Here is a 15,283-nt window from a genome sequence, read left to right on the forward strand (position 1 = left end):
TTTCCTTCCTCGTATGCCCGCTCCTGAGCACTGAGTTCCCTGCCTGAAGAGAAAGTTTTTACCGCGAAATGATATAGTTATAGCACGTGGATGGCATGGTTTTCATTTTATGTCAGGGAAACCCGAAAATATCACCCTGATAGAGGGGTTGTTTTTACAGCCTGGCCTGGATATTATTTTGTTATGTTATAACAAAACATAAGAGGTTTATGATGAAACCAGATATCCATCCCGCTTATCGTACCGTGGTCTTCCACGACACCAGCGCCAATGAATATTTTAAAATTGGCTCAACCATTAGCACCGACCGCGAAATTGAGCTCGATGGTGAAACGTATCCGTACGTCACCCTTGATGTCTCGTCAAAATCGCACCCGTTTTATACCGGCAAGCAGAAAACGTTCTCCACGGATGGCAGCGCAGCGCGCTTCCGTAAGCGTTATGGCGGTTTTATCAATGCGAAGCGGGGCTAATCATGCAGGTACTTAACTCATTACGTAGCGCAAAACAGCGTCACCCGGATTGCCAGATAGTCAAACGCAAGGGACGCTTATATGTGATTTGCAAATCTAATCCGCGTTTTAAGGCGGTTCAGGGACGTAAAAAAAGACGCTAGACGCGTGTTTCTCGCCAGCTTTCCAGGGATCTTTTCTGTTTGCCATCGGCAGTAAAATTGTCGGTGGCAAGCCAGCCTTCAAAGGCGCTTGCCAGCGCCGGCCACTCTTTGTCGAGGATTGAAAACCAGTCGGTGTCCCGGTTATGTCCTTTTGTCACCAGCGCCTGGCGAAAACGCCCCTCAAACTGAAAACCCAGACGCAGGGCCGCTTTGCGGGACGGTTCGTTCAGACTATTGCATTTCCATTCATAACGCCGGTAACCAAGGGTATCGAAAACATACTGCATCAGCAGATATTGCGCTTCTGTTGACATAGGCGTGCGGCTTAACAGGGGAGAGAAGTGAACGTGCCCCACTTCCACAACGCCGTTTTTAGGATCGATCCGCATCAGGGCCAGCGTGCCGACCGGAGATTGGGTCTGGTTATCGATGACGGTAAAGTGCATGGGATCGGATAACTCACTCACGCTCGCGACCCATCCGGCGAACGCCTCTGCGGTGGCATCGGGCTCACGCAGCAGCCACGTCCAGCTGCGGGTATCTTCGGCCTGCGCATACGCGCAGAACAGCGCGTTAGCATGCTCCACCCGCAGCGGCTCAAGCCGGCAGTAACGACCCTGAAGTACCACCCGGGACGGATGTGGACGGGGTTGCCAGTCGATAAGCGGTTCGCCCACAGGCTGCCCAAACTGATTGATTGTATTCATCTTCATCTCCGTGACGTTGAAAAGAGTTTCAGACTAATGAATTGCTGGTTCCTTAAAAAGAACCACCAGGTTATGTTTTGATAGTGCCACGAGGAGGTGAGATGAATATTCCGGGTGATGAACTGTATACCTTGCTCAATGCAGCGCTGAAAAAACGTGGCGAGGAGACGCTCCAGCGTACGCTCTATCTGGCTTTGCGGGAGGCCATTCTGAGCGGAAGGCTCCTCTCCGGCTGCCAGCTTTCCGGTTCGCGCACGCTGGCCCGGCAGCTCTCCCTTTCCCGCAATACCGTCAATGCGGCGCTGGACCAGCTCACCCTCGAAGGGTATCTGCAGCGTAATCGCCAGGGAACGCGGGTAACACTGTTTGCTCAGCGTGCTGTCCCGAGGTCATTGCCGGACCCTGCCATCACGCTTGCCAGACGGGTCAGCCTGCTGCCTGCACCGGTGCCGCGGGATACCCCGGTTCTTGCCTTTACGCCGGGGACACCCGCCATTAACTATTTCCCTCTGCCGCTATGGCGGCGGTTGTATGACCGCGTGATGCGGGAGGAGGGAAGCGCCCTGTTAGGCTACGGCGACCCCGCCGGCGAGCCGTCGCTGCGGGCAGCGATTGCCCGGCACCTTGCCTTGTCCCGCGGCATTGACTGTGACGCCAGCCAGATAGTGATCACTGAAGGCGCGCTTGAGGGCGTCAACCTGTGCACGATGCTGTTGAGCGAGCCGGGGGATATCGCCTGGGTAGAAAACCCCGGCTACAGTGGGGCAAAAAGCGCGTTTGTTAAATCCGGCCTGACGATGAGGGGGATCCCGGTGGATGACGAGGGAATGTGCTGGGAGGGACTGAATGCGCCTTCTCCCGCGTTAATTTTTACCTCACCCTCACATCAGTTTCCTTACGGGAGCGTGCTCAGTGCCCGGCGGCGTCTGGCCCTGCTGGCGCTGGCCAGAGAGCATAACGCCTGGATTATTGAGGACGACTACGACAGCGAATTCCGTTATGCCGGTGAGCCCGTACCGGCGATGCTGGGAATGGTGGCGAATGCTCCCGTGGTCTATCTGGGAACGTTCAGTAAGACGCTGTTTCCGTCGCTCAGAATGGGATTCATGGTGTTGCCGCCAGCGCTGGCGACAGCGGCTCGTCCGGCCATTGGCTCGCTATTGCGCGGAGGGCATCGCGCGGAGCAACGTACCCTGGCGCTGTTTATTGAAGAGGGTCATTATGCCCGCCATCTCGCCGCCATGCGTCGGCTCTATCGCAAACGCTACCGCCAGCTGCGGGAAGTGCTGGTCACAGAGCTTCATACCCCGCACCGCATTCTGGCGGGTGAAGGCGGCATGCATCTGACGCTGGCGATAGACGGGATTGACGACCAGAAGCTGGTGGCGCAGGCGAGGGCGTTTCAGCTGGCACCCGCTGCGTTGAGCGGGTATTACCTGGAGGCGAAGCAGGGGAAAACCGGTCTGGTGTTAGGTTACGGCAATACCTCTGCTTCGCAGTTTGCGTCGGGGATCCGACGTCTTCAGGCGCTCATTACGCAGCAGCAGGGCGGGAAAGGGTAAAAACATCGTAGAAAGAGAGCTGGCCTTTAGTCGAGACCATTTTCTGCAGCTTCTCTTTTTGCACGGTTTCCACTGCCGGAGAGTGCATGATGCTGTCGATAAGCTCCCCTGGTACGAAACGCGTGTTGTACCATTCGCCGTTGTAGCAGACCCGGAAATCGAGGACATCGATATCTTCGTAACGGTAGCGCGGGTTCACGTCAAAAAAGAAAAAGGCATTAAAGACGACAAACAGCACCACCAGCAGCCAGACGGAGTCCACCAGCGTTTCGGACTTGAGCATCACAATAAGCGTCGCCAGCCAGGCGGCATACATGGCGACAAACAGGCCAGGATGTTTGCGGATAAAGCTAATGCTAAAGCGCGGGCGATTATCGCGCTTTTCGCGGACGTTAAGATCGTCGATGGTGGCGATGAGCAGGCGCTGTATCTCGGTCATTTTTTGCCTTCATGAGAGTTGACAATACAGGGTGACCGCCAATTTTAGGGGAGCCATCAGGCTGAAAAAAGTAACAGTCTGGCGCTAAAAGACCATAACAGTTGGCTCCCCAGACCCTCACAGCGTTTTGATGATTTTTGCCGGGTTACCGCCCACGACGACGTTAGCCGGAACGTCTTTCGTCACGACGGCACCGGAGGCCACCACCACATTATCCCCTATCGTGACGCCAGGGTTAATGACCGCCCGACCACCGAGCCAGACATTATTCCCAATGGTGACGGGTTTTCCAAACTCCACGCCGCTATTACGCGCTTCCGCGTCCAGGGGATGGGTAGCCGTATAAATATGCACACCCGGTGCGAGCATGCAGTTATCGCCAATATGAATGGGGCAGACATCCAGCATCACGCAATCGAAGTTAGCGTAAAAGTTTTTGCCGAGATAAATGTTATATCCATAGTCACAGCGGAAGCTCGGTTCAATATAAGCCCCTTCGCTTTGCCCCAGAAGTTCCGCCAGAATGTTCTGGCGTTCTGTTTTTTCATCTGGCGCGGTGTGGTTATAGCGATAAATCAGATGGCGGGCTCGCAGTCGGTCGGCCCGTAACGTCTCATCACCGGGGCGGTAATGTTCACCGGCAATCATCTTCTGTTTTTCTAAGCTCATGGGAAACCTCTCTGGATGTCATTACCGCAGGGTAATCGGAACAGACCAGAAGGGGAACGTTCCCGACAAGCTGGTGTGACTGTAGTCACAACATTGTTGCTGATGAACACGTTTTACACGGAGACCTGGCATACGCACAGGAGGTCTAACGGGACAGGTAAATATCGTTCAGAACGTGGCGTAGAACTCTACAGACACCTTTCAATGATTAACGGACAAATTTCCATACCGACGTTGGGATTTTGTCATACAGCTTATTCATGGTCAGCTCAGCAAGACGATGGTCAGCGGCTGAATAAAATACCGCCAGTTCATTATCAGAAAGCTCGTATTTATTCTTTTCAATGACGCGTTCGAGGGTGTCAATTGACTGACAACGTCGCAGGCGCATCAAATAATCGATCTTAGTGAGTGGTTTATCAGACATAAATTCACCTTAGTATTAGTAATTGTAATAATTTTAACAGGAAAGACTAACCGGGTTAGCTCTGCTCACGTTGACGAAACAGCGGAATAGCCGGTTTCCCGATTTACGCCATTTTTGCAAATCCTGGGCGTTAATGCCGTAACTGCTGAACAACATAAAGGTGTCATCCAGGTATTCATCAATTTGCTCAATGAGCTTATTATCTTCATTGTACTTAATTTTATAATTAAGTGCGAAGGTTGCGATATGCTCTATCAGCTCATTCAACTGTAAATTGATGGCAGACGTTGGGTCGTTTACCCAGCCATGGTTGCTTTCATCAAGGTTGGCAAGGCAGTCATGGTACAAGGATTCGCAGAGAAATTTCAACTGCGCGATATCATGCCTTTTTGGCGAGTACTCGTCCATAGCGCATCCCCTTCTGAGTGATTTCTTACTCACCGAACATCATTGTCGGGATGGATACAACATACTTAGCCACACGGGTGCGGTGTTCCTGATAACTCTAACTATAAGCCACTCTCATCAGGATTTCATCGCGCTATTACGAAAAATTACAAATAAAACTGCAGACTGCGAGCGTTAACGCAATTGTTCCTCCAGAAGAGAACTTTTTGAACCCAATTAACACTGGCTTTTTATCGCTTCCTTACCTTTCATTGGCTTAGCGTAAACAACGAGAAAAGTTCAGTTCCGGAGTTCTCTTTGTCAGAACTTCTTATTAGGAATATTCCTAACAACTTAAGCGGGGAAATGAAATTAAAAAAATCCTGAATTCACCGATTAAGTTATCCGTTAATTATGATATGTCTAATTAAGATGGCAGAAAATAAATGGAACGACAATAAGCGTAATTTATGATTTTTTCTGAAAATGAAAAAGGCCGCGAATGCGGCCTTTTTATCATGTGGAACCGGTATCAGTGAGGTTCTACCGAATGACTGTGCTCAATATCTTCATTCTTACGGCTGAAGCGGCGGCGAACCACCACAAAGAACACCGGTACGAAGAAGATAGCCAGTACGGTCGCGGTGATCATACCGCCCATAACCCCTGTACCAACCGCGTTCTGCGCGCCGGAGCCCGCACCGGAGCTGATAACCAGCGGCAGTACACCGAGGATAAACGCCAGGGACGTCATCAGGATAGGGCGCAGACGCATACGAACCGCCTCCAGCGTCGCCTCAATCAGACCTTTGCCTTCTTTCTCCATCAGATCTTTGGCGAATTCGACGATAAGTATCGCGTTCTTCGCCGACAAGCCAATGGTTGTCAGCAGGCCTACCTGGAAGTACACGTCGTTGGTCAGTCCACGGAACGTCGCCGCAAGCAGCGCACCGATAACCCCGAGTGGCACCACCAGCATAACCGAGAACGGAATCGACCAGCTCTCATACAGTGCCGCCAGACACAGGAAGACCACAATCAGTGAAATGGCGTACAGAGCAGGGGCCTGGTTACCGGACAGACGTTCCTGATAGGACATACCGGTCCAGTCATAGCCGATACCCGAAGGCAGTTTGCTTGCCAGTTCTTCCATCAGGTTCATGGCTTCACCGGTGCTTCGGCCCGGCGCGGCCTGACCCAGGATCTCCATAGATGGCAGACCGTTATAGCGTTCCAGACGCGGTGAACCGTACTCCCAGCGCGACGTAGAGAACGCCGAGAACGGCACCATCTGACCGTTGCTGCCACGCACGAACCAGTTATTGATATCGTTCGGCAACATACGGTATTGCGCTTCTGACATCACGTACACTTTCTTCACACGACCGCGGTCGATGAAGTCGTTAACGTAGCTACCGCCCCAGGCTGCACCCAGCGTGGTATTGATGTCACTGATGGACACGCCCAGCGCCTGAGCTTTCTCCTGGTCGATATCGATTTTGAACTGCGGCGTATCTTCCAGGCCGTTTGGACGCACGCCGACCAGCAGGTCAGGATGTTTCGCGACTTCGCCAAACAACTGGTTACGCGCCTGCGTCAGTTTTTCGTGACCCAGACCGCCCTGGTCGATCAGCTGGAAGTCGAAACCGGTCGCGGTACCCAGTTCAACAATCGCTGGCAGGTTGAAGGCGAAGACCATCGCATCTTTAATCTGCGAGAAGGTGCCCATTGCACGGCCGGTAATGGCCTCAACTTTATTCTCTTTACCCGGGCGTTCCGCCCAGTCTTTCAGAGAGACGAAGGCGATACCGGTGTTCTGACCACGACCCGCAAAACCAAAGCCGTTAACCGCAAACACGGACTCAACGTTGGCTTTCTCTTTGGTGAGGTAGTAGTCCGTCACTTCATCCAGCACTTTTTGGGTACGCTCTTGCGATGCACCCGCCGGAAGCTGTGCCATCGTCAGGAACACGCCCTGGTCTTCATCCGGCAGGAACGAGCTTGGCAGACGAACGAACAGGAAAGCCATGCCTACCACGATGATGATATAGAGCAGCAGATAACGACCGGTGCTGCGCAGGATGTTACCCACGCTGTCGGTGTAGTGGTGCGTGCTCTTATCAAACATGCGGTTAAACCAGCCGAAGAATCCTTTGTGCTCGCCATGGCCGCCTTTCTGAATCGGCTTCAGCATCGTGGCACACAGCGCAGGCGTCAGGATCAACGCCACCAGCACCGACAGCGCCATCGCCGAGACGATGGTAATCGAGAACTGACGGTAAATCGCACCGGTAGAGCCCCCGAAGAAGGCCATCGGGATAAATACCGCAGACAGAACCATCGCAATACCGACCAGCGCGCCCTGGATCTGACCCATTGATTTACGGGTCGCTTCCTTCGGCGGCAGACCTTCCTCCGCCATGACGCGCTCGACGTTCTCTACCACCACGATGGCGTCATCCACCAGCAAGCCGATGGCGAGCACCATCCCGAACATCGTCAGGGTGTTTATCGAGAAGCCAAAGGCCGCGAGGATGGCAAATGTCCCCAGCAGAACGACCGGAACGGCGATAGTGGGGATAAGCGTTGCACGGAAGTTTTGCAGGAACAGATACATTACCAGGAAGACCAGAATGATTGCTTCTGCCAGCGTTTTCACCACTTCGTGGATCGAGATTTTAACGAACGGCGTGGTGTCGTACGGATAAACGATCTTCAGACCTGACGGGAAGAACGGTTCCATTTTCTTCAGTTCTGCACGGATCGCCGTGGCGGTGTCCAGGGCGTTAGCGCCTGTCGCCAGTTTGATACCCAGACCCGAAGCTGGTTTACCGTTGAACTTCGCGATGATGTCGTAGTTCTCACCGCCCAGCTCAACTTTCGCCACGTCGCGCAGGCGAACCTGCGAGCCGTCCTGATTCACTTTCAGCAGAATTTTGCTGAACTCATCAGCGGAGGTCAGACGGGTTTGCGCGATGATCGAGGCGTTAAGCTGCTGGCCTTTCACCGGCGGCGTACCGCCTAACTGGCCGGCTGCCACCTGGGCGTTCTGCGCTTTAATAGCGTTAATCACGTCAACCGGGGTCAACTGGAAGTTGTTCAGTTTGTTCGGATCCATCCAGATACGCATCGCGTACTGGGAACCGAACAGCTGCACGTCACCCACACCGGAGGTACGGCTGATGGCGTCCTTCATGTTGGCGCCCACGTAGTCGGAAATATCCTCCTGCGTCATGGTGCCGTTGGTGTTGATAACGCCGACAACCATCAGGAAGCTACTGGACGATTTCTCAACGCTCACGCCCTGCTGTTGCACTTCCTGCGGCAGCAATGGCATCGCCAGCTGCAGCTTGTTCTGCACCTGCACCTGCGCAATGTCAGCATCCGTACCTGACTCGAAGGTCAGGGTGATCTGCACGGTACCGGTGGAGTCACTGTTTGAGGACATGTACATCAGGTTATCGATACCGTTCATGTTCTGTTCGATAACCTGCGTGACGGTGTCCTGCACCGTTTTAGCATCAGCCCCTGGATAGGTTGCGGAAATTGTCACCGCCGGTGGCGCAATCGTAGGATATTGCGCGACAGGCAGCTTCAGGATCGCAAGTCCCCCAGCCAGCATGATGATAATGGCGATCACCCACGCAAATATGGGGCGATCGATAAAGAAATTAGGCATGTCTTAACGGCTCCTGTTTAAGTTAAGACTTGGTTTGTTCTGACTGGCCAGCGGCCGAAGCTTGTTGTTTATCGTCAGATTTCACTTCCTGTGCTTTAACCTGCGCGCCAGGACGAACTTTTTGCAAACCAGTAACAATCACGCGATCGCCATCTTTCAGACCTTCCGTCACCAGCCATTTATCGCCAATCGCCTGGGTTGCGGTGATATTGCGCATTTCGACTTTGTCATCTGCCCCAACAACCAGTGCGCTCGCATCGCCGCGTGGCGTACGGGTCACACCCTGCTGTGGAACCAGAAGGGCGGTAGGATTCGTTCCTTCTTCCAGACGCGCGCGAACAAACATTCCTGGCAGCAGATTTTTGTCAGGGTTCGGGAAAATCGCACGTAAGGTGATGGAACCGGTGGTCTGGTCGACCGTCACATCAGAGAACTCCAGGGTACCTTCCTGCGGGAACTTGATACCGTCGTTGGTAATCAGCTCCACTTTGGCTTTGCCGTTTTCCTGTTTCAGGGTGCCGTTAGCCAGCTCCTGTTTCAGACGCAGGAAGTCGTTGCTGGACTGCGTAACGTCAACGTAGATCGGGTCAAGCTGCTGTACGGTCGCCAGCGCCGTGGTCTGACCGTTCTGCACCAGCGCTCCTTCCGTCACGGAAGACTTACCAATACGACCGCTGATAGGGGAGGTCACTTTGGTATAGGCCAGGTTGATGCGCGCGGTTTCAACGGCCGCTTTCGCTGCTACCACAGCCGCGTTCGCCTGCTGGGCATCCGCCAGGGCAGTATCGTAATCCTGTTGGCTGATGTATTTAGTACCGAGCAGTTTCTGATAACGGTTCAGCGTCAACTGGGCAATTTTGGCTGCGGCTTGCGCTTTCGCCAGGTCGCCTTTCGCGCTTTCATACGATGCCTGATAGGTTGCAGGATCAATCTGATACAGAGACTCACCGGCCTGCACATCACCGCCTTCAGTAAAGTTACGTTTCAGGATAATGCCGCTAACCTGAGGACGCACTTCCGCAATGCGGTAAGCATTTGTACGGCCGGGTAATTCGGTGGTGATTTGTAGAGGTTCAGATTTGAGCGTCACGACGCCTACTTCTGGCGCCTGCTGAGCTCCTTGTTGAGCCGGTTTGTCGTCACATCCTGTTAGCGCTAAGCTGCCTGAGAGCATCAGAACGACCGCCAGAGGCGTTAACCCTCTGTTTTTGTTCATATGTAAACCTCGAGTGTCCGATTTCAAATTGATCAATGGTCCTGAGTCCAAAAACCCATTGCTGCGTTTATATTATCGTCATGCTATGGTACATACATTCACAAATGTATGTAAATCTGACTCCTGTAAATTCACTCACCTATGGCACGAAAAACCAAACAACAAGCGCTGGAAACCCGACAACACATTCTGGATGTGGCAATACGTTTGTTTTCCCAGCAGGGGGTGTCATCCACCTCGCTGGCTCAAATTGCTCAGGCTGCCGGTGTGACGCGGGGAGCGATTTACTGGCATTTTAAAGACAAGTCAGATCTGTTCAGTGAAATCTGGGAGCTTTCAGAGTCCAGCATTAGCGATCTCGAGAGTGAGTATCGGGCAAAATTCCCTGACGATCCACTCTCAGTATTAAGAGAAATATTAGTATATATCCTTGAAGCGACGGTAGTTGAAGAACGTCGCAGGCTAATGATGGAAATTATCTTCCATAAATGCGAGTTCGTGGGCGAGATGGCGGTGGTGCAGCAGGCGCAGCGCAGCCTTAGCCTGGAGAGCTATGACCGTATTGAGCACAACCTGCGGCTGTGCATGGAGGCAAAACTGTTACCGGCCAATCTGTTCACCCGCCGGGCGGCTATCCTGATGCGTAGCTACATTTCCGGTCTGATGGAAAACTGGCTCTTTGCGCCGCAATCCTTTGACCTCAAAGCGGAAGCCCGCAGCTACGTCGCGATTTTACTGGAAATGCTACAGCTCTGTCCGACGCTGCGCAGCGATGCGCCTCCGCTAACTGCCTGAGGCCTTTCCAGGATTTATCTCAGAGGATAACGTTCGCGCTATTCTGCTTCAGGCGAGCGTGATATTCTTCACGCCGGACTATTTTCGGTCATCTTCTGACATCATTCACAATTATGCTGCCCATCAATCGCTCGCAACATCCTGTTTTTGCATTGCTCTTTGCGATGCTGTTTTTCTTCGCTACGGCGCCGCTGACCTGGGCCCGCGCCGATAACAGCAATGATATTCCTTCGCGTGCCGATGTTCAGTCGCAACTCGACACCCTGAACAAACAGAAAGACCTCTCTCCTCAGGATAAGCTTACCCAGCAGGATTTAACGGAAACGCTGGAAACGCTGGATAAAATTGAGCGTGTTAAAGCCGAAACCGCCCAGCTTCGTCAGAAGGTGGCGCAGGCCCCTGAAAACATGCGTAAAGCGACGGAATCGCTGAATGCCCTGAGTGACGTCGATAACGACGACGAAACGCGCAAAACGCTCTCGACGCTCTCCCTGCGTCAGCTGGAATCGCGCGTTGCACAGTTACTCGACGACCTGCAAACCGCACAATCCGATCTCGCAACCTATAACAGCCAGCTGGTCTCCCTGCAGACCCAGCCCGAGCGTGTGCAAAACGCGATGTACGCCGCGTCTCAGCAGCTGCAGCAAATCCGCAACCGTCTGAATGGCACGACGGTGGGGGAAGGCACACTGCGCCCGACCCAGCAAACCCTGCTGCTGGTGCAGCAGACGTTGCTCAATGCGCAGATCGAACAGCAGCGTAAAAGCCTGGAAGGGAACACGGTGCTGCAGGATACGCTGCAGAAGCAGCGTGATTACGTCACCGCAAATATTAATCGCCTGGAACACCAGCTTCAGTTGTTGCAGGAGGCGGTTAACAGCAAGCGTCTGACGCTGACGGAAAAAACCGCCCAGGAGGCCGTCTCACCTGACGAAACCGCCCGCATCCAGGCGAACCCGCTGGTGAAGCAGGAGCTTGAGGCTAACCATCAGCTTAGTCAGCGCCTGATACTGGCGACAGAAAACGGCAACTCGCTGGTTCAGCAAAATATCAAAGTTAAAAACTGGCTGGATCGTGCGCTGCAGGCGGAACGCAATATCAAAGAGCAGATCGCGGTCCTCAAAGGCAGCCTCCTGCTGTCGCGTATTCTCTACCAGCAGCAGCAGACGCTCCCGTCCGCCGATGAGCTGGAGGACATGACCAACCGCATTGCGGATTTACGTCTGGAACAATTCGACGTTAACCAGCAGCGCGATGCCCTGTTCCAGAGCGATGCCTTTGTCGCCAAAATTGAAGAGGGCCATTCCAGCGACGTGAATCCTGAAGTGCACGATGCGCTGCTCCAGGTTGTTGATATGCGTCGCGAGCTGCTGGACCAGCTCAACAAACAGCTGGGCAACCAGCTGATGATGGCCATTAACCTGCAAATCAACCAGCAGCAGCTGGTGAGCGTCTCGAAAAGCCTGCAGGAGATCCTGACCCAGCAGATTTTCTGGGTAAACAGCAACAAACCCATGGACTGGGACTGGGTGAAATCCTTCCCGGAGACGCTGAAAACCCAGATCAAGAGCATGAAAATCACCGTGAACTGGGAGAAAGCCTGGCCTGCGGTGATGATTGCCTTCCTGGCGGGGTTACCGTTGCTGCTGATCGCGGGCCTGATTCGCTGGCGTCTGGGCTGGCTGAAAAAATACCAGGCCAAACTGGCGTCTGAAGTGGGGCAACTGCGAAACGATAGCCAGCTGCATACGCCAAAAGCGATTCTGATCGACCTCATTCGTGCCCTGCCGGTATGCCTGATTATCCTGGCGGTGGGCCTGATCCTGCTCACCATGCAGCTTAACGTCAGCGATCTGCTGTGGGCCTTCAGTAAAAAACTGGCGCTGTTCTGGCTGGTGTTCGGCGTGTGCTGGAAGGTGCTGGAAAAAGACGGCGTGGCCGTGCGTCATTTCAACATGCCTGCCCAGCTGACCAGCCACTGGCGTCGTCAGATTGTGCGCATCAGCCTGGCGCTCCTGCCGCTGCACTTCTGGTCGGTTGTCTCTGAACTTTCCCCGCTGCATCTGATGGATGATGTGCTGGGCCAGCTGGTCATACTGCTGAACCTGCTGCTGATTGCTATCCTGATGTGGCCGATGTGCCGCGACAGCTGGCGTGATAAAGAGTCCCACAATATTCGTCTGGCCACCGTGACGGTGCTGGCGATCATTCCGCTGGCGCTGATGGTGCTTACGGCGACGGGCTACTTCTATACCACGCTGCGCCTGTCCGGACGCTGGATTGAAACGGTCTATCTGGTGATCGTCTGGAACCTGCTCTACCAGACCGTGCTGCGCGGCCTGAGCGTAGCGGCCCGTCGCATTGCCTATCGCCGCGCCATCGCGCGTCGTCAGCATCAGGTGAAAGAGGGGGCCGAAGGGGCTGAGCCACAGGAAGAGCCGACCATCGCGCTGGAGCAGGTTAACCAGCAGACGCTGCGTATCACCATGCTGGTGATGATCGCGCTGTTCGCCGTGATGTTCTGGGCAATCTGGTCCGATCTTATTACCGTTTTCGCCTATCTCGACAGTATTACCCTCTGGCAATACAACGGAACCGAAGCCGGTGCGGCGGTCATGAAAAGCGTGACCATGGGTAGCCTGCTGTTTGCTCTGGTGTCGTCGGTCGTGGCCTGGGCGCTGATTCGCAACCTGCCGGGCCTGCTGGAAGTGCTGGTTCTGTCGCGTCTGAATCTGCGCCAGGGGGCCTCGTACGCCATTACCACGATCCTCAACTACGTCATCATTATTGTGGGGGCGATGACGGTCTTTGGCTCGCTTGGCGTGTCGTGGGACAAACTGCAGTGGCTGGCGGCCGCGCTCTCGGTCGGTCTGGGTTTTGGTCTGCAGGAGATCTTCGGTAATTTTGTCTCTGGCCTGATTATCCTGTTCGAACGTCCGGTGCGTATCGGCGATACCGTCACCATCGGCACTTTCTCCGGTACGGTCAGCAAGATCCGTATTCGTGCTACCACCATCACCGACTTCGATCGTAAAGAGGTGATCATCCCGAACAAAGCGTTTGTGACCGAGCGTCTGATCAACTGGTCGCTCTCCGACACGGTGACGCGCGTGGTGATCCGCCTGGGCGTGGCGTATGGATCGGATCTGGAGAAGGTGAAAGAGGTGCTGCTCAAGGCGGCGTCGGAACATCCGAAAGTGATGCACGATCCGGCCCCGGCGGTGTTCTTCACCACCTTTGGGCCGAGCACGCTGGATCACGAGCTGCGTTTATACGTGCGTGAACTGCGTGACCGCAGCTACACGGTGGATGAGCTGAACCGTTCTATCGATCGCCTGTGTCGTGAAAACGATATAAATATCGCCTTCAACCAGCTTGAGGTTCACCTGCGTAATGAAAAAGGTGATGAGCATACGGAAGTGAAGCGCGAGATTAAGGGAGACGACCCTCATCCTAACCCTCTCCCTTGAAGGGAGAGGGAATAATCGGGGGCGGGCTGCTTTTACCCTCTCTCCTCTGGGGAGAGGGTAGGGTGAGGGGAACGTTTTCCCTCAAAATCCCGACGCACAATCTCCAGCGCCTTTAGTACCGTTTCTGCGGGGATCTCATGATTCTCCAGCAGCATAATCAAATCGACGGCCAGTTTGACCTCATCGGGTGCATTTTCCAGTGACATAAGTATGGCTCCTGTTAACGGGTCAAACGTTCAATGACGCGCTCAATCTCCTCCAGCGCCTGACGGCAGCGGACGATGCGACCTTCCAGCGCGCCAATCTCGCGCATCAATAGCTGCTGCTCTTCCAGCGTTTCGCTGTTGTTCAGCCGCACTTCGCGTTCGCGCTTCATCTCAAACAGCCGGCGTTCAAACTCCTGATTTTCCAGCCGCTTTCGCTGCCATTTGCCGAGCCCCGGCGAGGCGCTGTCCCAGGCGCGCAGCGGCCAGGCGGCAATTTCGCGGTGCAGGGCGGTAATCTGCTCAGTGAGATGCTCAGCGAGCCACGCCACCTGTTCAGGCTGTTCACGCTCAACGGCATGGCGCAGCTCGTCGAGATTCGTCTGCGCTTCCGCAATATACTCCTCTATTACCGTGCTGCGGGTACGAAAAAGCTGCCGGTCAAAGCGCGGCTTCAGCGTGGCGTGCCCCAGCAGAGGGGTGGCCTCGGCTCGCAGGGTGGTCAGCTGTTTTTGCAGCATCTCCAGAAGCAAGTCTGTTTTCAAGGCGCTCTCCAGTGGTAAAGTAGCCATTCAGTTTGATAACGATTCGCATTATGCAGCGTACTATTTTAATCATCATTGGCTGGCTCGCGGTAGTGCTTGGCACGCTGGGTGTGGTTTTACCCCTGCTGCCAACCACGCCGTTTATTCTGCTGGCGGCCTGGTGCTTCGCCCGTTCGTCACCGCGTTTTCACCACTGGCTGCTGTATCGCTCGTGGTTTGGCGGCTATCTGCGGCACTGGCAAAAACACCGGGCCATGCCGCCCGGTGCGAAGCCGCGCGCGATTGCGGTGATCCTCATCACCTTCGCGATATCATTATGGCTGGTGAAAATGCTGTGGGTGCGGATCCTGTTGCTGGTCATTCTCACCTGTCTGCTCATCTTCATGTGGCGGATCCCCGTGGTTGATGAAAAGCAACAAAAGCACTGAAGCCTCATCATGGCTGTTGCAATTATCACGCGCAGCCAGTAAATTCGACCGTTTTCGAGCACAGGTGCGCCTGGTCAAAGGTTAAACAATTGTTGCCTTGGCCGACTCGTTGCGCGCCGTGAGTAACACTGTTTCATTTA

Annotated in this window: 15 protein-coding genes; 6 read left to right on the plus strand and 9 right to left on the minus strand. The window is 54.2% G+C overall.

The genetic code is table 11. The features are described 5' to 3' along the window. The first annotated feature begins 212 nt into the window (after positions 1-212). On the plus strand, positions 213-473 hold the full coding sequence (locus EKN83_RS04970; RefSeq protein ID WP_045285245.1) for a type B 50S ribosomal protein L31: 261 nt from the start codon (positions 213-215) through the stop codon (positions 471-473). A gap of 2 nt (positions 474-475) precedes the next feature. Then, a complete protein-coding gene (gene ykgO / locus EKN83_RS04975; protein WP_003859006.1) occupies positions 476-616 on the plus strand; it encodes a type B 50S ribosomal protein L36 in 141 nt (46 codons plus the stop codon). On the opposite strand, the gene EKN83_RS04980 is transcribed toward ykgO, so the two are convergent. After that, positions 613-1,323, minus strand: coding sequence for a GNAT family N-acetyltransferase (locus EKN83_RS04980; protein WP_126800444.1), 711 nt, complete (start codon positions 1,321-1,323; stop codon positions 613-615). The two genes, ykgO and EKN83_RS04980, sit on opposite strands and share 4 nt — an antisense overlap. Positions 1,324-1,424: 101 nt before the next feature. On the opposite strand from EKN83_RS04980, the gene EKN83_RS04985 reads away from it, so the two are divergent. Continuing rightward, positions 1,425-2,885 (plus strand): PLP-dependent aminotransferase family protein, encoded by a 1,461-nt coding sequence (locus tag EKN83_RS04985; protein ID WP_126800445.1) that lies wholly within the window; start codon positions 1,425-1,427, stop codon positions 2,883-2,885. Here EKN83_RS04985 and EKN83_RS04990 read toward each other — a convergent pair. From EKN83_RS04990 to acrA, 6 genes are all read right to left on the minus strand, one after another. Continuing rightward, positions 2,857-3,324 (minus strand): YlaC family protein, encoded by a 468-nt coding sequence (locus EKN83_RS04990; protein WP_126800446.1) that lies wholly within the window; start codon positions 3,322-3,324, stop codon positions 2,857-2,859. The genes EKN83_RS04985 and EKN83_RS04990 overlap by 29 nt on opposite strands. Positions 3,325-3,441: 117 nt before the next feature. Further along, the gene (gene maa, locus EKN83_RS04995; RefSeq protein ID WP_047957900.1) at positions 3,442-3,993 is read right to left on the minus strand and encodes a maltose O-acetyltransferase; all 552 of its coding nucleotides are present in this window, start codon (positions 3,991-3,993) and stop codon (positions 3,442-3,444) included. A gap of 208 nt (positions 3,994-4,201) precedes the next feature. Continuing rightward, a complete protein-coding gene (locus EKN83_RS05000) occupies positions 4,202-4,420 on the minus strand; it encodes an HHA domain-containing protein (RefSeq protein WP_008499287.1) in 219 nt (72 codons plus the stop codon). A gap of 33 nt (positions 4,421-4,453) precedes the next feature. Next, the gene (gene tomB, locus EKN83_RS05005; protein ID WP_008499288.1) at positions 4,454-4,828 is read right to left on the minus strand and encodes an Hha toxicity modulator TomB; all 375 of its coding nucleotides are present in this window, start codon (positions 4,826-4,828) and stop codon (positions 4,454-4,456) included. A gap of 511 nt (positions 4,829-5,339) precedes the next feature. Further along, positions 5,340-8,486 (minus strand): multidrug efflux RND transporter permease subunit AcrB, encoded by a 3,147-nt coding sequence (acrB, locus tag EKN83_RS05010; protein ID WP_047957901.1) that lies wholly within the window; start codon positions 8,484-8,486, stop codon positions 5,340-5,342. Between the two features lie 22 nt (positions 8,487-8,508). Beyond that, positions 8,509-9,702 (minus strand): multidrug efflux RND transporter periplasmic adaptor subunit AcrA, encoded by a 1,194-nt coding sequence (acrA, locus tag EKN83_RS05015; protein WP_045285243.1) that lies wholly within the window; start codon positions 9,700-9,702, stop codon positions 8,509-8,511. Positions 9,703-9,843: 141 nt separating this feature from the next. Between acrA and acrR the strand changes: the two genes are divergently transcribed. Together acrR and mscK are read left to right on the plus strand one after the other, a co-directional pair. Further along, entirely contained in the window at positions 9,844-10,497 is a 654-nt protein-coding gene (gene acrR / locus EKN83_RS05020; protein WP_025756150.1) for a multidrug efflux transporter transcriptional repressor AcrR, read from the plus strand. 113 nt (positions 10,498-10,610) lie between these two features. After that, the gene (mscK, locus tag EKN83_RS05025) at positions 10,611-13,967 is read left to right on the plus strand and encodes a mechanosensitive channel MscK (protein WP_059385619.1); all 3,357 of its coding nucleotides are present in this window, start codon (positions 10,611-10,613) and stop codon (positions 13,965-13,967) included. A gap of 32 nt (positions 13,968-13,999) precedes the next feature. Here mscK and rsmS read toward each other — a convergent pair whose 3' ends face one another. Beyond that, on the minus strand, positions 14,000-14,173 hold the full coding sequence (gene rsmS, locus EKN83_RS05030; RefSeq protein WP_032672412.1) for a pleiotropic regulatory protein RsmS: 174 nt from the start codon (positions 14,171-14,173) through the stop codon (positions 14,000-14,002). 14 nt (positions 14,174-14,187) lie between these two features. Further along, positions 14,188-14,715 (minus strand): primosomal replication protein N'', encoded by a 528-nt coding sequence (gene priC, locus EKN83_RS05035; RefSeq protein WP_126800447.1) that lies wholly within the window; start codon positions 14,713-14,715, stop codon positions 14,188-14,190. A gap of 50 nt (positions 14,716-14,765) precedes the next feature. On the opposite strand from priC, the gene EKN83_RS05040 reads away from it, so the two are divergent. Further along, positions 14,766-15,143 (plus strand): DUF454 family protein, encoded by a 378-nt coding sequence (locus EKN83_RS05040; protein ID WP_095449314.1) that lies wholly within the window; start codon positions 14,766-14,768, stop codon positions 15,141-15,143. Positions 15,144-15,283 lie beyond the last annotated feature (140 nt).

This window comes from Enterobacter sp. WCHEn090032 (assembly GCF_003986875.1).
Classification (GTDB): Bacteria; Pseudomonadota; Gammaproteobacteria; order Enterobacterales; family Enterobacteriaceae; genus Enterobacter; species Enterobacter sichuanensis.